At 36.8% G+C, this 16,825-nt stretch carries 16 protein-coding genes; all 16 read left to right on the top strand.

Features of this window, described 5'->3' with window-relative positions; all coding sequences use genetic code 11:
* Positions 1 to 283 precede the first annotated feature (283 nt).
* The gene (locus V7097_RS06700) at positions 284 to 1,057 is read left to right on the top strand and encodes an SDR family NAD(P)-dependent oxidoreductase (protein ID WP_335702838.1); all 774 of its coding nucleotides are present in this window, start codon (positions 284 to 286) and stop codon (positions 1,055 to 1,057) included.
* Between the two features lie 328 nt (positions 1,058 to 1,385).
* A complete protein-coding gene (locus V7097_RS06705) occupies positions 1,386 to 1,856 on the top strand; it encodes a RidA family protein (protein WP_335702839.1) in 471 nt (156 codons plus the stop codon).
* A 42-nt stretch (positions 1,857 to 1,898) separates the two neighbouring features.
* Complete coding sequence (locus V7097_RS06710; protein ID WP_335702840.1) at positions 1,899 to 2,648, top strand: SDR family NAD(P)-dependent oxidoreductase; 750 nt, start codon at positions 1,899 to 1,901, stop codon at positions 2,646 to 2,648.
* Positions 2,636 to 3,946 carry a M20/M25/M40 family metallo-hydrolase gene (locus tag V7097_RS06715; RefSeq protein ID WP_335702841.1) on the top strand — a complete coding sequence of 437 codons (1,311 nt, stop codon included), beginning with the start codon at positions 2,636 to 2,638 and terminating at the stop codon, positions 3,944 to 3,946. The genes V7097_RS06710 and V7097_RS06715 overlap by 13 nt, the downstream gene beginning before the upstream one ends.
* Positions 3,947 to 3,976: 30 nt before the next feature.
* Positions 3,977 to 4,753 carry an MBL fold metallo-hydrolase gene (locus tag V7097_RS06720; RefSeq protein WP_335702842.1) on the top strand — a complete coding sequence of 259 codons (777 nt, stop codon included), beginning with the start codon at positions 3,977 to 3,979 and terminating at the stop codon, positions 4,751 to 4,753.
* A 32-nt stretch (positions 4,754 to 4,785) separates the two neighbouring features.
* Positions 4,786 to 5,727, top strand: a complete 942-nt coding sequence (locus tag V7097_RS06725; RefSeq protein ID WP_335702843.1) for a carbohydrate ABC transporter permease — start codon at positions 4,786 to 4,788, stop codon at positions 5,725 to 5,727.
* A gap of 3 nt (positions 5,728 to 5,730) precedes the next feature.
* Positions 5,731 to 6,564 (top strand): carbohydrate ABC transporter permease, encoded by an 834-nt coding sequence (locus V7097_RS06730; RefSeq protein ID WP_335702844.1) that lies wholly within the window; start codon positions 5,731 to 5,733, stop codon positions 6,562 to 6,564.
* A 21-nt stretch (positions 6,565 to 6,585) separates the two neighbouring features.
* A complete protein-coding gene (locus V7097_RS06735) occupies positions 6,586 to 7,674 on the top strand; it encodes an alanine racemase (RefSeq protein WP_335702845.1) in 1,089 nt (362 codons plus the stop codon).
* Complete coding sequence (locus tag V7097_RS06740) at positions 7,674 to 8,765, top strand: aldose 1-epimerase (protein WP_335702846.1); 1,092 nt, start codon at positions 7,674 to 7,676, stop codon at positions 8,763 to 8,765. The genes V7097_RS06735 and V7097_RS06740 overlap by 1 nt, the downstream gene beginning before the upstream one ends.
* Positions 8,766 to 8,779: 14 nt before the next feature.
* Positions 8,780 to 10,114: a neutral/alkaline non-lysosomal ceramidase N-terminal domain-containing protein gene (locus V7097_RS06745; RefSeq protein WP_335702847.1), complete on the top strand. Its 1,335-nt coding sequence runs from the start codon at positions 8,780 to 8,782 to the stop codon at positions 10,112 to 10,114.
* A gap of 41 nt (positions 10,115 to 10,155) precedes the next feature.
* The gene (locus tag V7097_RS06750) at positions 10,156 to 11,409 is read left to right on the top strand and encodes an extracellular solute-binding protein (protein ID WP_335702848.1); all 1,254 of its coding nucleotides are present in this window, start codon (positions 10,156 to 10,158) and stop codon (positions 11,407 to 11,409) included.
* Positions 11,410 to 11,444: 35 nt separating this feature from the next.
* The gene (locus tag V7097_RS06755) at positions 11,445 to 12,095 is read left to right on the top strand and encodes an RraA family protein (RefSeq protein WP_335702887.1); all 651 of its coding nucleotides are present in this window, start codon (positions 11,445 to 11,447) and stop codon (positions 12,093 to 12,095) included.
* 20 nt (positions 12,096 to 12,115) lie between these two features.
* The gene (locus tag V7097_RS06760; protein WP_335702849.1) at positions 12,116 to 13,342 is read left to right on the top strand and encodes an ROK family transcriptional regulator; all 1,227 of its coding nucleotides are present in this window, start codon (positions 12,116 to 12,118) and stop codon (positions 13,340 to 13,342) included.
* A gap of 16 nt (positions 13,343 to 13,358) precedes the next feature.
* Positions 13,359 to 14,696, top strand: a complete 1,338-nt coding sequence (locus V7097_RS06765) for a hypothetical protein (RefSeq protein WP_335702850.1) — start codon at positions 13,359 to 13,361, stop codon at positions 14,694 to 14,696.
* Between the two features lie 88 nt (positions 14,697 to 14,784).
* On the top strand, positions 14,785 to 15,795 hold the full coding sequence (locus V7097_RS06770) for a zinc-dependent alcohol dehydrogenase (RefSeq protein WP_335702851.1): 1,011 nt from the start codon (positions 14,785 to 14,787) through the stop codon (positions 15,793 to 15,795).
* Positions 15,796 to 15,805: 10 nt separating this feature from the next.
* A complete protein-coding gene (locus tag V7097_RS06775; RefSeq protein WP_335702852.1) occupies positions 15,806 to 16,705 on the top strand; it encodes a fumarylacetoacetate hydrolase family protein in 900 nt (299 codons plus the stop codon).
* The last annotated feature ends 120 nt before the right edge of the window (positions 16,706 to 16,825 follow it).

A 16,825-nucleotide genomic window follows, 5' to 3' on the forward strand; every position in this document is an offset into this window, starting at 1 on the left:
GTCAAATCCATTATCTGTAGTCATCGTAGTTCTTCATGAAGTTATTAGTTATTAATCAAAATATACTTATCTTTAAATATTTAAAATAATCAAAAGATTCATTTAAAAGGTGTTGACTATGGATTAATATAGATGCTATTATGTGATAAATAAGTTAATAAAGATACTTTAATAACTAACTTTATTAACTAAGTAAAATCCTTGGTTGGTTTCTTGGTTCTATAAAAAAACAACCAAATGTAAGCGTTAGCATTTAAAAATAAATAATGAGGAGAGATATCATGTGGGAAGGTTAGCCGGAAAAGTTGCACTTATCACCGGAGCTGGTTCAGGTATTGGAAAAGAAACGGCCATTCTGTTTGCTGCAGAGGGTGCTATGGTTGTTGTTAACGATGTTAATGAAGTTGCTGGAGAAGCTGTTGTGAGTGAAATACGTGAAAATAATCATCAGGCTGCCTTTATTAAAGGGGATGTTACAAATCCGTTAGAAGTTAAGAGTTTAGTAGAGAGCATGATTGGGCAATTAAATCGGGTTGATATTCTATTTAATAATGCTGGTATAAGTGGTGTTGGACCACTGCATGAAGTGGAATTAGAGGATTGGCAACGTGTGATGAATGTGAATGTTAATGGTGTATTTTTAGTTTCAAAATACGTTCTCCCTTTTATGATGAGTCAAAAGAGTGGATCCATCATTAACATGTCTTCTTGTCTAGCGGATATAGGATTAGCTAATAGAGCTTCATATTCAGCTAGTAAAGGAGCTGTATTATCGTTAACAAAATCAATGCAGGTTGATTATGCAAAGTATAACATTCGAGTAAATGCATTGATGCCAGGTACTATTTATACACCATTTGTAGAGGATTATCTATCCAGAGATCCGAACCCAGAAGCAGCACTTGATGCGATCAAAAGAAGACAATTAAGCCAGGAATTAGGAAAACCGATCGATGTGGCATTTGCAGCGCTTTATCTTGCATCAGATGAGTCTCGATTTATGATGGGTTCCTCCTTTGTCATTGACGGTGGAGTCATAAATGGAAAGTTAAATTAAAAAAGTGTCCACACATTTCAAGGTTCATAAAATAGGTTAAACAACTGACTTCAATTAAATATAAGTGTAAGACAACTTAACTATCAAACATCTAAACTTATTAACTTATTAATAAGCAACTTCGCACTAATTCTTATATTGACCTCAGCAGAAGACGCATAATCAAACCTTCATGACCATTACTGAAACACTTGACTTAAAGAATCATGTACAAATAGCTCCAAAACATGTTGTTCTATGATATTAAGATACGTCTTAAGACATGTTGCTTTGTATAGTAAATTATTTAGTTTAACTAACAAAATTAGTTTAAGGAGATGTTTTTTATATGTCAAGAATAGAAGCAAGACTAAGAGAACTAGGAATTGAATTACCAGAAGCACCTAAAGCAGCTGCAGCGTATGTTCCTGCAAAAACATTCGGTAACGGTAATTTTGTGTATACATCCGGTAACGATTGCCGTGTAAACGGAAAATTAATGTATGAAGGAAAGCTTGGAAGTGATTTAACGATAGAACAAGGTCAGGAGGCTGCTAGACAAACAGCTATCAACTTACTTGCTGTCCTAAAAGAGCATCTTGGTGATCTTGATCGTATTAAAAGTATTGTAAAAGTATTAGGATTTGTAAACAGTGCTCCAGGCTTTGTTGAACAGCCGTATGTAATCAATGGGGCGTCAAATCTTTTCGAAGAAGTATTTGGTGAAACGGGGGTACATGCGAGATCAGCATTAGGTACGAGTGACCTACCTTTTAATACCCCTGTGGAAATCGAAATGGTAGTTGAAATAAGCGATTAATACAAGCTTTTTCAAATGAAAAATCTGATAAGGAGTGAGTATATGCGTTTAAAAGAAAAAAAGGCGATTGTTACAGGCTCAGGACGAGGAATTGGTTTAGCCATTGCAAAGAAGTTTCTCCAAGAAGGAGCGCAGGTTGTAATTTGTGATATTAACGAAGAAAATTTAAACAAAGCGGAGGACGAACTTCGTCAATATGGCGAAGTATACCCGATAAAAGTTAATATAACGGAGCGCTTGGAAGTAGAGACTCTGGTGGCTTTTGCTAAAGAGAAGCTAGGGCGTATCGATGTTCTTGCAAACAATGCGGGAATCGCTCACTTTGAACCATTTCTTGAAGTGTCAGATGAATATTGGAATAAAACACTTTCAGTAAATTTAACAGGGACATTCCTCTGCTCACAAGTTATAGCGAGAGAGATGGTAAAACAGAAATCTGGTTCGATAGTAAACATGTCATCTAGTAACGGAATATTAGCTGAGGCTAATCTAGCACATTATAATGCTAGTAAAGGTGGAGTGAAGCTACTTACGAAAACGATGGCGATCGAATTAGCTCCATATAATATCAGAGCAAACAATGTTTGCCCAGGGTTTATCTTAACTGAGCTAGCAATTGAAGGAGGGATTACTGAAAAAGAACTCAAAGAATATACTCAAAAAATCCCTTTAAATCGTTATGGAAAAGTTGAAGAAGTCGCAAATGCATTTTGCTTTTTAGCTTCTGATGAAGCTTCATTTATCACAGGTACAGAGCTTGTAGTAGATGGAGGTCAATTATGTCAGGAGTAGTGAATAAATCAGATACGAATTATCTAGATAAAATTGATCAATGGATTACAAATAATCAAGAAGTGATTCTTGCTTTCAATCGTTCTCTTGTCTCTATTCCAAGCCAGAATCGGTATCCTACAGGTGAAGAAAAAGAGGTACAACAATTAGTTGAAAAGACATTAAAAGAACTTGGTTGTGAAACAGATGTATTTTTACCTACGGATGTACCTGGATTAACAGCACATCCTGCATACCTAGGGGAACGATTCTATGAGGATCGCCCAAATGTCGTAGGTACAAAAAAAGGAACAGGTAATGGAAAGTCTATTATTTTTTCAGGGCATATGGATACCGTACCGGAAGGCGATGACCCGTGGTCGGTGGATCCTTATGCTGGGGAAATTAAAGATGGAAGGCAATATGGATTAGGGTTATTTGATATGAAAGGAGGAATGGCCGCATCCATGATGGCCTTAAAACTCCTTAATGAATTAGGCATAAGGCTTAAGGGGGATGTCATCATTGAAAGTGTGGTGGATGAAGAATACGGGGGAGCGAACGGTACACTGGCATGTCGATTAAGAGGCTATGAAGCAGATATTGCAATTGTTCCAGAACCGTCAAATATGATTGTTTGTCCTGCTGCTCAAGGAGGAAGTATGTTCCGAATTAAATTTCAAGGTCGGGCAGGTAGATCCTTTAGTGGGGAAAAACTATTAAACCCAGTTTATCCGGCTGCTAGATTTATAGAGATCTTTCGCCAATTTGAAGAAAATAGAAGTCAAGCTATACCTAACTCAAAGTATTATAAACTAAATCCAGGTCTTCCAACCTACATACAAGGTTTGAAAGCAGGCCCAATCAATCTCCCACTTTGCGATCGAGTACCTAGTGAATGTACATTGGACGTCTGGTTCCAATGCTATCCAGGTACAACTGAGGAAGAACTGCGTGAGGAGTTTGAAGCCTTTATAATGGAAAAGTCAAAAGAGGATGAGTTATTAAAGATGATGCCTCCTAAAGTCCAAAAACTCATTCGTTTTTTACCAGGTACAAGTATTCCGGAGAATCACGGAATCCTTGACGTCGTAAAAGAGGTGTCTGAAGAAAGTAAGGAAGAATTACTCATTGATGGTGCGCCATTTGCATGTGATTCATTTATGTTCAATATGTACAGCAATACTCCAGCAATTATTTGGGGACCAAAGGGTGGAAATGCCCATGCACCCGATGAATTCATTTATGTAGATGATTATAAGAAGTTAATTAAAATGTATGCGCTAACAATAATAAAATGGTGCGGAGTTGAGAAGTAGGGAATCAATTAGAAGGTTGGAGGAATTGAAATGGATTTAATGAATGAGATTTTAGAATTCGACGTTCAATCATCCGAGATTTCAATATGGTATTTGGCTGGGGCTGGTTTTGTATGTAAGACCCAAAATATGCTATTTATGATGGACCCATACTTAAATACGCTGCCAGACACAGCTGATTTAACGAGAAAACCGTTTATTCCATTTGAGGCAGATAAAATTAGAAAATTAGATTTAATCTTCTCAAGTCATGAACATGATGACCATTGTGACCAGAAAACCATTGAAGCAGTTGCAAAAAATACCAAAGCCATATTTATTGGTCCAATGACTTCAACAAATAAAGCATCTTCTTGGGGTTTTTCAGACGATCGATTGAGAAGTGTCAAAGCCGGTGATGTAGTTAATATTGATCATATGAAAATTACAACACTCGAATGCTTTGACCCAGCATGTCCAGATGGGAATATCTATTTAATTGAAACGGAAGGAATCACTATGATTTATTGTGGTGATAGTTTTGGACATGAAAAATTTAAGCAGTATGGTGAGGAGTATGATATCGATATTGCATTTGTCAGTACAGCTATCAATCCTCCAGGTGTCAATTGGTACATGCCAGCAGGCGAAGCATGTGAAGCAGTAAAAATGCTTCATCCAAAATTATTTATTCCAATGCACTGGAATATTTGGCAAGAGGCATATTTAAGTCCCTTGGAAATTCATCGAGCCGCAGTAGAAAAAAATATTGCTGATATTACACTGCTAATGGGTGTAGGTGAAAGAATCACTTATAAAAAAGGATAGGTACTAAAACTTTTAAATAAAGGGGGAAGAGCATGAAAGTAAATGGAACCGATGTAGAGATACCATTGTCGCAGCAAAAAAACATTCAGACGGTGAGAAAAAGGCGTAAAAAGATTGTTTTGGGACCATATCTATGGCTACTTCCAAGTGTCTTATTAATTTTTACGGTTGTATTATATCCAATCATTGAATTGTTGATTACCTCTGTCTCAGATATGAGTCTATCTGGTTTACGCAAGGGATTCATTGGATTGGAAAATTTTAAAACTCTGTTTAAGGATGCAACCTTCTTAAAGGTGCTTAAAAACACGCTCATTTGGACCGTCGCTGTAGTTGGAATCAGCACCGTATTATCCTTAGGGATCGCTAGCTTGTTGAATCAAGAATTTCCTGGAAGACGTTTTGTACGCGCTACGTTGATTGTGCCTTGGGCGGTTTCGACGATCATTACAGCAGTAATTTGGAAATGGATTCTAGACTTCAACTACGGTTCTCTCAATCTAATGTTATTAAAATTAGGGATTATCGAAAAGAATATATATTGGCTTGCAGATCCAGTTCTCTCATTTCCACTCATGATCGTTGTAGGGATATTTGTGACAATTCCTTTTACCTCATTTATTTTCTTGTCTGGATTACAATCAATTCCATCATCTTTGTACGAGTCCGCAAGTGTTGACGGGGCCAATTCAATCAAATCTTTTTTTTACATTACACTACCACAATTGAAACCGGCCCTCACAGTTAGCACAGTATTAAATACGATTTATGTTTTTAACTCCTTCCCAATTATCTGGGCAATTACAAAAGGAGATCCAATTAACCGGACAGACTTGGTTACTACATATCTATATAAACTTGCATTTCAGGAAAATAAAATGGGTGAAGCTGCGGCTGTATCGGTTATCAGTTTTATATTACTTTTATCATTTGCCTTATTCTATTTAAAACTAGTAACTAGAAAGGGGGACTAACGAATGCATAAACCTAGAGGAATGAAAAAAGGATTTCTTATTATTTCGGCTTATCTTTTAGCAACTGTCTTACTATTTCCATACTTAATAATGCTAATTACTTCATTGAAAAGTGAGAAGGAAGTTTATTCGTTACCTCCTACTTTGTTACCACAGGATTGGACATTTCAAAACTTTATTGATATATGGCACAAAATACCATTACTAGATTATTTACTTAATTCCTTTTATATCTCAGGAGGCACAATGCTAGTGACACTTGTTTGTGCGATACCTGCAGCCTACGTATTAGCTAGACTAAACTTTGTAGGCAAAAAATATTATCTTTACCTAATTATTGTAACCCAAATGTTTGCTCCAATTGTTCTATTAGTCGGCTTGTTTCGAGAGATTCAGTTTTTAGGTTTAATGGATTCAATCTGGGGATTAATTTTAGTAAACGCTGCGTTTAATCAGGCATTTGCAGTATGGATCCTAAATGGATACTTTTCCTCCATTCCTTATGATTTAGAAGAGGCGGCATGGTTAGATGGTTGTACAAAATGGCAGGCACTTCGAAAAATTATTCTTCCACTTGCCGTACCAGGAATTATTACGACCGTCATCTTTGTCTTTATTATGGCATGGAACGAATTCGTTGTTGCTTTAACCCTAATTTCCACAGAAACAAACAAGCCTTTAACAGTTGGGATTTATGCCTTTTTTGGAAAGTTTGATGTGAAATGGCAATACTTATTTGCCACATCTCTTGTGACAACCATACCTGCGATTGTACTCTTTTTGATGATCGAGAAGTATTTAATCAGTGGAATGACATCTGGAAGTGTAAAGCACTAGGAAGAAGAAGGAGAGATAGTTATGTTAAAGGAGCTCGATACACCGGCGTTAGTATTGAATCTTGATGTCATGGAAAAAAACCTTCGTAGAATGTCAATGCTCGCAAAGGAAAGCGGGATAAAGCTGAGACCGCATATCAAAACACATAAAAGTCCGTATATTGCACTAAAACAAATCGAATACGGGGCGGCAGGGATTACAGTTGCAAAGCTTGGAGAAGCAGAAGTGATGAGTAGGCACGGAATAAAGGAGATATTAGTAGCCTACCCAATCATTGGAGAAAAGAAGCTAGAAAGGTTAAAGGTCCTTGCAAAAGAAGTCAATATTATTACTTCCTTAGATAGTGTAGAGGTTGGAGAGGGAATTAATAGAGTCGGTGCGGAATTAGGGAAAGAAATGCAGGTTTATGTTGAAGTGAACACAGGTTTAAATCGTGTTGGAAAAGATCAAGAGAATACTGTCGAGCTTATTGAGAGATTAGCAGGCTTTGAGTATGTAACCATTAAAGGATTAATGACTCATGCGGGACAGTCGTATAAGACGAAGAACAAAGAACAATTACAAGAGATTAGTGTTCAGGAGGGGGAATACTTGGTAGCTACACAAAGATTGGTGAAAGAAAAGCTAGGCATCGACATCCCAGAAATTAGTGTTGGATCAACTCCTACCTCTTATATTGGTCATCAGGTTGCTGGAGTAACTGAAATGAGACCAGGTACCTATGTGTTCAATGATGGTACCCTGATCGAGCTGGGGCTTATCGATGAAAAGGATTGTGCTCTAACCATCGTATCAACGGTAGTTAGTAAACCGGACCGTAATAGAGTGATCGTCGATGCTGGTTCCAAAACATTATCTTCTGATAAGGGTGGATTTAACCAAGGATTTGGATTAGTGAAGAATAAGGATGTTTATGTAAGCTGGTTATCTGAAGAGCATGGTGTAATTGAAAGTATGGATGTAGGAGCGAATATTCAAATTGGAGAAGTAGTAGAAATCATTCCGAATCATGTTTGTCCAACGGTTAATTTAGCGAATGAGCTGATTGGATACCGCAAAGGTAAAATTGAAAGATTCATTCAAGTAGAAGCTAGAGGGAAAAACAAATAATGATACATGAAAGAAATTACGGCTGTAGGATTGAAACGGGATGGATCTACAAAGGCATGAATGTACTTATTCTTCAAAATGAATATCTTAAGCTTTCTATGTTCGTAGATAAAGGAAGCGACATATTTGAACTTATTTACAAACCAATGGATATCGATTTTTTATGGAGGTCTCCTTCTGGAATAAGAAAACCAAACTCCACTCCTTTTGCTACTACACCTTCTGAACATTTTATGGATTCCTATTTCGGTGGATGGCAAGAATTATTTCCTTCAGCTAGCGGTTCTACTACTTATTTAGGAAGCTCAACTGGCTTTCATGGAGAAGTAACCTATCTACCATGGGAATACAAAATATTAAAAGACACTACAGAAGAAGTTGAAGTACTTCTCACAACAAAAACTGTTCGGACTCCATTTGAAATCAAAAAGAGAATCAAATTGAAAGCAGGTCAGAAGGTTGTCTATATTAATGAAACGATCAAGAATCATGGAAATATCGACTTACATTATATGTGGGGACATCACCCTGCATTCGGTGCACCTTTTTTAAGTGAGGATTGTGTTCTATCCCTACCGAGTTGCGAAATCATTTCGCAGAAAAAACAGGAAGATAACAATCGTTTTAGAACAAATGATGCGTTCGTGTGGCCTCTTGGAAAAGACAGTCAGGGGAACCCTGTTGATATGAAGGAGATAGTTAGTATCAATGAAGGAACCTCGGATATGCTTTTTGCTCGTAACCTAAAAGAAGGATGGTTCGGGTTAACCAACCAAAAGCTTGGTATTGGAATAGGGATGAGCTGGCCAGTTGAAATGTTTCCTTATATCTGGATATGGCAAGAATTTGGTGGGAACAAAAGCTACCCGTGGTACGGCAACGCGTATACTCTTGCGATAGAACCATTTACGAGTATCCCAGAGCTAGGAATAAATGGATTACAAGAAGCGATTTCAAATAAAACAGCAGGTGTAATTAAAAAGAAACAAGAGGTAAAGAAAGAATTGAAAGTGGTAGTTTTTGAGGGGGATTCGAAAGTGAAGAGAATTCACCCATCTGGGGAAATTGAATTTATAGACAATGCTATATAAAAGGAGGTAAAGGGATGAGAGCAGGTTGTTCGAAAGTTGATATCACTCCTCCGTTTGGAGCGCCTATTGGGGGAAACATTAGAGAGGATAACATTTCAAGAGATATCCATGATCCATTGTATGCAAATGTCTTATATTTAGAAAACGACAATCACTCCATATTGTTTATAGGATTAGACATTATTAATGTACATGATTCGTTTACAAAAGATATCAAGGAATATCTTGAAGTTCTTTTTCAAATCCCTATAAAGAATATCATTATTTTTGCAACACACACACATTCTGGACCAGACACTCAAATATTTAGTGAAGAAAAGCATCCGATTATACGTGAATACTTAGAAAACCTTAAATTTAAAATTGTCAAAGCCACTGAACAATGTTTGGAAAATACTTTTACCTGCAAAATAGGGATTGGTACTCAACATGAAAAAAGTGTTAGTTTTAACAGAAGGTTATTTATGAAGGATGGGTCACTACGGATGAATTGGGAGTCATTGAATCCAGCTGATGTAATAGGCACTAGTGGACCGATTGATCCCTCACTTTATGTGATTTCTGTTAAGGATCAAGTCGGCAGAATCCGAAGTGTACTTGTAAATTTCACATTACATCCAGCCATTTTAGTAGGGAAGGATTGGAAAATATCTAGAGACTTTGTCGGTCCACTTACGGATGGTCTAGAAGAAAAAATAAGTAAAGAGCTTGTCGTTTTATTTGCAAATGGTGCAGTGGGGAATATTAACCATATAAATGTTCATGATTCAAATCAAACACGTGGATTTGAGGAGACAAAACGAATTGGCGAAGTGCTTTGCTCTAAAGTGGTATGTGCTTTAGATGAGATACAGTATTTGGAAGACTTTGGAATAAATAGCCAAACAAAATCTATAAAACTACCTCGAAGGAAAATATCAAAAGAAAGAGTACAAGAAGCGATTGCCCTACTAGAGAAAGTAAACTGGAAGGTTCCCTCTTTATTGGATGGTAAACCGAAGGAAACGTATGCATTAGACGAAATTTATCTCAGCAAACTTCCAGAAACCTTTTTAAAAACAGAGATTCAGACCATTCAGATTGGTGATGTCTGTATTGTAGGTTTACCAGGAGAGTTTTTTGTTGAAATAGGTTTGAAGATAAAGGAGCTCTCTCCTTTTACACATACTCTCATATTTGGTTTGGCAAATGATCATGTTGGATACGTACCTACAAAACAAGCATTTAAGGAAGGGGGGTATGAGACAATTACATCTAGAACAAGCCAGCTTTTACCTGAGACAGAAGATCAGGTAATCGGACATGTCCAAGACATGCTTACTCGTTTGGAAGCAAAAATAGTTGATTAATTGTACGACTATCAATTTGAACACTGAAAGGGGAAAAAGAAATGGAAAAGAAATCTGGATTTATGAAAGTGGTGTTTGTCTTAATCCTGTTTTTCTTGCTTTTGATTGGCTGTTCTAGTAATAGTGAAACATCCCAAGAAGATTCAGATGGTGACGTGAAAAAAATTAAATTTGTTGCTGCTCAATATAGTGACGCGACAGAGCCGTATTTAAAAGGAGTAATCGACAAGTTTGAGGAAGAGAATCCGGATATTAAGGTAGAATTAGAGGTTATTGGTTGGGATGTTCTTGAGCAGAAGGTAAATACAATGGTAGCAACAAATCAAACTCCTGATCTTTTAAATACATCTCAATTTGCTGCTTTTGCAGAAGATGGTTTACTTCTACCTGTTGAAGATGTAATTTCTCCAGAATTAAAAGGGATGTTTTACGAGTCCTTCTTTAATGCAAATACTGTAGATGGTAAAGTGTATGCTCTTCCTTACTTGGCCTCTATCCGAGGTCTATTCTTTAACGAAGATCTTTTTGAAGAGGCAGGAATTAAAGAAGCTCCAAAAACATGGAAAGAGCTTGTTGAAGTAAGTAAAACGATTAAAGAGAAAACAGGTAAAGACGGATTTGGTATCCCAATGACGAACTTTGAAGGTCAAGCTTATTTTTCATACTTCACATGGGGGAATGGTGGAGGCTGGAAAAAGGATGACAAATGGGCTTTGAATTCTCCTGAAAACGTGGAAGCTCTTGAATTTATGAGCGAATTAGTTCACGATCATAAAGTCACGAATCCAGAACCAACAGCTATTAACCGTGATGAAATGCATAAGGTATTTGGAGCTGGGGAGCTAGGTATGATGATTTCAGCTAACTTCTTACCAACGATTTTAGCAAAGGATGCTCCAGACTTGAACTATGGTGTGTCAACGATACCAGTAAACGATGGAAAAGATCCATTTAACCTGGGTGTTGAAGACGTGTTAATGGTATTTAAGTCAACAAAACATCCTGATGCTGTTGGAAAGTTTTTAGAGTATTTTTACTCGGCTGAAAATCATGAACAGTTTATGACAAATGAAGGAATGTTGCCAGTCATTGAAGAAGTAGGAGATAGTATGGCAAGTAAAGACCCTGAAAAGGCAACTTTTATAGAACAACTACCAGTTGCGAAATTTTATCCAATTACCGACCCAACATACACTGAGGTACGGTTAGGCGCAATTAAAGCAACACAACAAGTGCTTCTAAAAGAGTTATCACCGAAAGAAGCATTAGATGCATTGCAAGCAGAAATTGAATAAACAATACTCGATAGGAGTGGAGTGAATTGGAAAAAATGACGGTAAATTTAAATCTCTTACAAGAACAATTATATAGTGCTGTTTTAGTGGATATATTAGATGATCTTGGGTACAGAAACCAGGGTATGGACCATACCATTCGACCTGTAGATCCTTCTTTTAAAATAGTAGGCTATGCATTTACCATGCTTGCTACAGACGTCTACGAAATACCAACAGAGCCATATAAGAAGGAACTGCAAGCCATTGATGAACTAAAACAAGATCATGTCGTTGTAGCGACTACAAATGGGTCTACAAGTAGTGGATTCTGGGGCGAACTATTAAGTACAGCTGCACAGGTCAAGGGATCAAGAGGAGCTGTAATCGACGGATTAACAAGGGATAGTGAAAAAATAAAAGAAATAGGATATCCTGTGTTTGCAAGAGGGTATAGTCCATATGACTCAAAAGGAAGAACCGATGTAATTGACTATAATGTCCCAATTAAATGCGGAAATATTCTCGTATTTCCGGGTGACTTAGTATTTGCAGACCATGATGGAATCGCTGTAGTTCCCAAGCAGTTAATAGAACCCGTTCTGCAAAAGGCATTAGAAAAAGTTAATGGTGAAAATGAAATGAGGAAGGCTTTACAAAACGGTATGGGTGTAGTAAGTGCCTTTAATAAATATGGTATTTTGTAAACTAAGTTAGGAGTGAAACTATGTCTTCCCCTTTAACAGCAACGGATATAAGACATTCAAATAAAGTGAGAATTCTACAATATATTAAATTAAAAACTGAAACGACGAAGCCAGAAATCGCTAAGGAGCTAAAAATAAGTATCCCTACGGTATCCAGCTTAGTTGATAGTTTAGTCAAGGATGGATATGTAAAAGAGTGTGGTAAAGGGGAATCAACATTTCATGGTGGAAAACGTCCTCAGCTTTTAACATTTAACCCACTAGGTAGAGGAATAATAGCTGTTCATATTAGTTCAACGGTTATTACAGGTGCTCTAATCGATCTTAATGCAAATAGCCTATATAAGACCCAAAAATCGATTAAAGGTTGTAAAGGAAAAGAAAGTTTATCAGTTATTGAAAGTATTGTAGCCGAGTTTGTTAAAGTGGCGAATGAATTGGAGATAGAATTATTGGGGATTGGCGGAGGAGTGCCTGGTTTGGTAGATCAAAATTCAGGCACCATCCAAAAATCGATTCACTTTAATGATTTAACAGGTGTCAATTTAGGAGAAATATTATCTAGTAAATTTCAACTTCCAGTCTGGATAGACAATGAGGATAACAATTTTGCATTAGCTGAAAAATGGTTAGGATTAGGTCGTGATGCTAATTCCTTTGTCAGTTTGATTACCGATATTGGAATTGGGGCTGGAATTATTATCGATGACCGTCTTGTAAGAGGTGTTGATAATAGTTTCGGTGAGGTTGGCCATACGATAATTAGCTTTGATGGACCCATATGCAGCTGTGGAAATAGGGGCTGTTGGGAAACATATGCATCCTCTTCAGCATTATTGAAACAAATAGAATATCAGTTAGAATATACATCAATCTTAAAAGATCTTGTGAAAGAGAATGATAGTCTTACAGTGAAGCAAATTATTAAAGCCATTGAACTAGGAGATCGCCTAGTTGAAAAAATCGCGATTAAGGAACTTGGGAAATATCTTGGATTGGGGATTGTCAATTTAGTTAATATCTTCAATCCTGAAATGGTTATCCTTTATGGTGAAATTAATCAGCTAGGTGATCGATTACTGAAAGAAATCCAATACTGGTTAGACGAACGAGCTTTACGAGCCCCAGCGAATAGGGTGAAAATCAGATTTTCAACTCTAGGTGAAAATGTTCATATTTTAGGTGCGGCTGCACTTGTTAATATGGAATCGTTTAATAAACCCGAGTATCTTTTTTCTAATAGATAAAGAAGGGGAGATTTTCTTGCAAGCAGGATGTAAAAAAGTTGAAATCACACCACCTGTAGGAGCACCGATTGGTGGGAATGTTAGAGAGGATAACTATTCACGAGGTGTACATGATTCCCTCTTTGCTAATATCTTGTATTTAAATAATGAAGAAAATCAAATTCTTTTCATCGGAATGGATGTTGTAGCTGTACCAGGTTTCCTTGTGAAAAGAATGAAAACAAGAATTGAATTGGAATGTGGGATAGGTGCTAATCAAATTACGATTTTTGCCACTCACACTCATTCTGGACCAGATATTATGGAATGTTTTAAGGACGACTTCCATCCAATAATTATAAAGTACCTTGATGAATTAGTAGAAAAGGTTGTTGCTGGAGTTTCAAGCTGCATCGAACATAAGTGGACAGCAGAATTAGGAGTTGGAAAAGGGTTTGAGGAATCGGTTGCCTTTAATAGAAGAATTTTTATGAAGGATGGTTCCTTGAAAATGAACTTTGAACCTATCAATCTACATAAGGTAGATAAGTCTGCTGGTCCGATAGATCCAGATCTATTTGTGTTAAGTGTTAGGGATGAACAACAAAACATTCAATCTCTTATAGTAAACTATACACTTCATTCTGCTATATTGGTTGGAAAGGATTGGCTTTTCTCGAGGGATTTTATCCATAAATTAACGGTTAAATTAGAAAGCGAAATTGATGAAAATTTGGTTGTTCTATTCGCGAATGGAGCTTCAGGAAATATTAATCATATTAATATTAATGAACCAAATCAATCAAGAGGGTTTGAAGAAGCAGATCGAGTCGGTGAAATTTTAGCGGATAAGGTGCTTGCAGTAATTAGGTCTATCAATTATTCATCATCGCACCAAATAAATGTACTGTCTAAACAAGTACAATTGCCAAGAAGAGAAATCACATCAGAAATGGTGGAAGAGGCAAAGGTGATTCTTGACCAAGTAAATTGGAAGGTTCCTTCTCTATTAGATGGAGTTCCAAAAGAAGGATATGCTAAAGAAATTATTGCCCTAAGTAAAATAAAAGAAGATTATTTAGAAACTGAAATACAAGTGATTCAAATAGGAGAGCATGCAATTGCCTGTTTGCCAGGTGAATTTTTCGTTGAACAAGGGTTAACGATAAAAACAAATGGCCATTTTAAAGAAACTATGGTTATTGGTTTAGCTAACGATTGTGTCGGATATGTTCCCACAGAAAATGCTTTTACTGAAGGTGGTTATGAAATTAAAACAGCAAGATCCAGCCAGCTTTTGCCGAAATCAGGACAAATGGTAGTAGACGAAATCCTGTGTATGCTAAAAGAGGTAAAGAAGGTAAATGCTGTATAGGTAACTTTGTTAAGAACAAACTCAGCTGTACGATTACTCGGCTTGGAAAGCCCAATTTTAAAAAAGGAACTAGTAAAGGAGTGATGGAATGAATGCTACCATGAAGGCACTGGTATATGAAGGACCAAGATTAATGAATATGAGAAGTTTACAAGTACCTTCACCTAGAGAAGATGAAGTTCTAATCAAAGTAAAGAAAGTTGGAATTTGTGGTTCTGAATTAAGTGGATACCTAGGACATAATTCATTACGCAAAGCACCGCTTGTCATGGGCCATGAATTTTCAGGAACAATTGAGGAGTTAGGATCAAAGGTATCTTCTTTTCAAGTACATAATCATGTTACTGTGAATCCTTTGATTTCATGTTTGAAGTGCAATAAATGTATAACAGGTAAAGCTCATTTATGCACATCAAGACAACTGTTAGGGGCTCATGTTCCAGGGGCTTTTGCCGAATACGTTTGTGTTCCAGAGCGAAATGTCTATATGCTACCAAGTGATGTTTCTTTAGACATAGGAGCTTTAGCCGAACCACTTGCCTGTGCTGTCCATGTTTGTCGGTTAGCGAATCTTACTGGGATAGATACGGTACTAATTATAGGTGCAGGTCCGATAGGTCTATTCTTATTACAATCTGCCAAGATCTTAGGGTCAAGCAACATTATCATGATGGATATTAATAAAGAACGATTACACATTGCTGAAAAGTTAGGGGCAAGTACCGTCTCTTCTGTCGAAGAATTAAGAGGGGTTATACCTAAGATTGGGGTAGACATTGCGATCGATGCAGTTGGATATGATGTGACTCGAAACCACTGTGTTGAATTTTTAAAGACGTCTGGGAAAGTTATTTTTACCGGACTACATGAGTCACGTGCTAGTCTTCCAGTAAACGACATTATCCGAAAAGAAATTAACATGCAGGGAGCATTTGCTTATACGCCAGATGATTTTGAAATTGCCTTGCATTGGTTAATTGAGAGAAAAGTTGAGCTTCTTCCAGGTACTGTTTATTTACCAATAGAAGAAGGACAATCTGCATTTGAAAGTCTGATAGAAAACGCAGGGAATGTGACAAAAGTTCTATTAACCTTGTAGGAGGGAAAAAATGAAACTTTTAACTATAAAAAAAGAGGATAAATGGGTGTTAGGCGTTCAAGAAGAAGTGGGAATTATAGACATGGAGAAAGCCTTATCTCTTCATCCAAAAGAGGGCGTCCCAACGACCATAATAGATGTGATTCATGGTGGGGCTAAAGTGATGGACATTTTAAGTACCTATTTAAAGGAGCTCCCTTTACAGAAAGATTCTCCCTTTGTCCAAAAACCACAACACATAGAGTGGGGACCAGCTGTTACACAACCAAGTAAAATAATTTGTGTAGGGCTAAACTACAGAAGGCATGCAGATGAAACCAATTCTTCTTATCCAGAGGTCCCTATCTTATTTAATAAATTTAATAATACATTAACAGGACACAATTGTAGTATTGAAATTCCTAAGGTAACCCATAAGCTAGATTACGAGGTTGAATTGGGATTAGTTATTGGGAAAAAAGCGAAGTATGTTTCGAGAGAAGAAGCACTAGAATATGTATTTGGGTATTGTACAGTAAATGATTTATCTGCAAGAGACCTACAAACAAGAACTCAACAGTGGCTTTTAGGAAAATCATGTGATGATTTTAGCCCGATAGGTCCATACTTAGTGACAGCCGATGAAGTGGGGAATCCAAATAATTTAGCCATTAAAACGATAGTAAATGGTGAATTACGTCAGAATTCGAATACATCCGATATGATTTTTTACTGTGATGAAATTATCAGCTATATATCTCAACACATGACTCTAGAACCAGGTGATTTGATCTTAACTGGAACACCTGAAGGAGTTGTGCTTGGATTTCCAGAAGACAAACAAGTCTACATTAAACCAGGTGATATTGTCACGGTAGAAGTAGAAAAATTAGGTGCGTTAACAAATACGTTTATTGAAGAATATAGATGATTTTAATAATCGATAAATTAAGGACAGGATACCTTTCTTTTTTTCAAAAAAGATTTCTTTGAAAATTTTCCAGTGCTAATACCTTAGGAACACGAGGTAATAAGACTTAGAAGATAACTG

Origin of the sequence: Bacillus sp. JJ1562, assembly GCF_036962705.1 — a bacterium.
Taxonomy (GTDB): Bacteria; Bacillota; Bacilli; order Bacillales; family Bacillaceae_L; genus Ferdinandcohnia.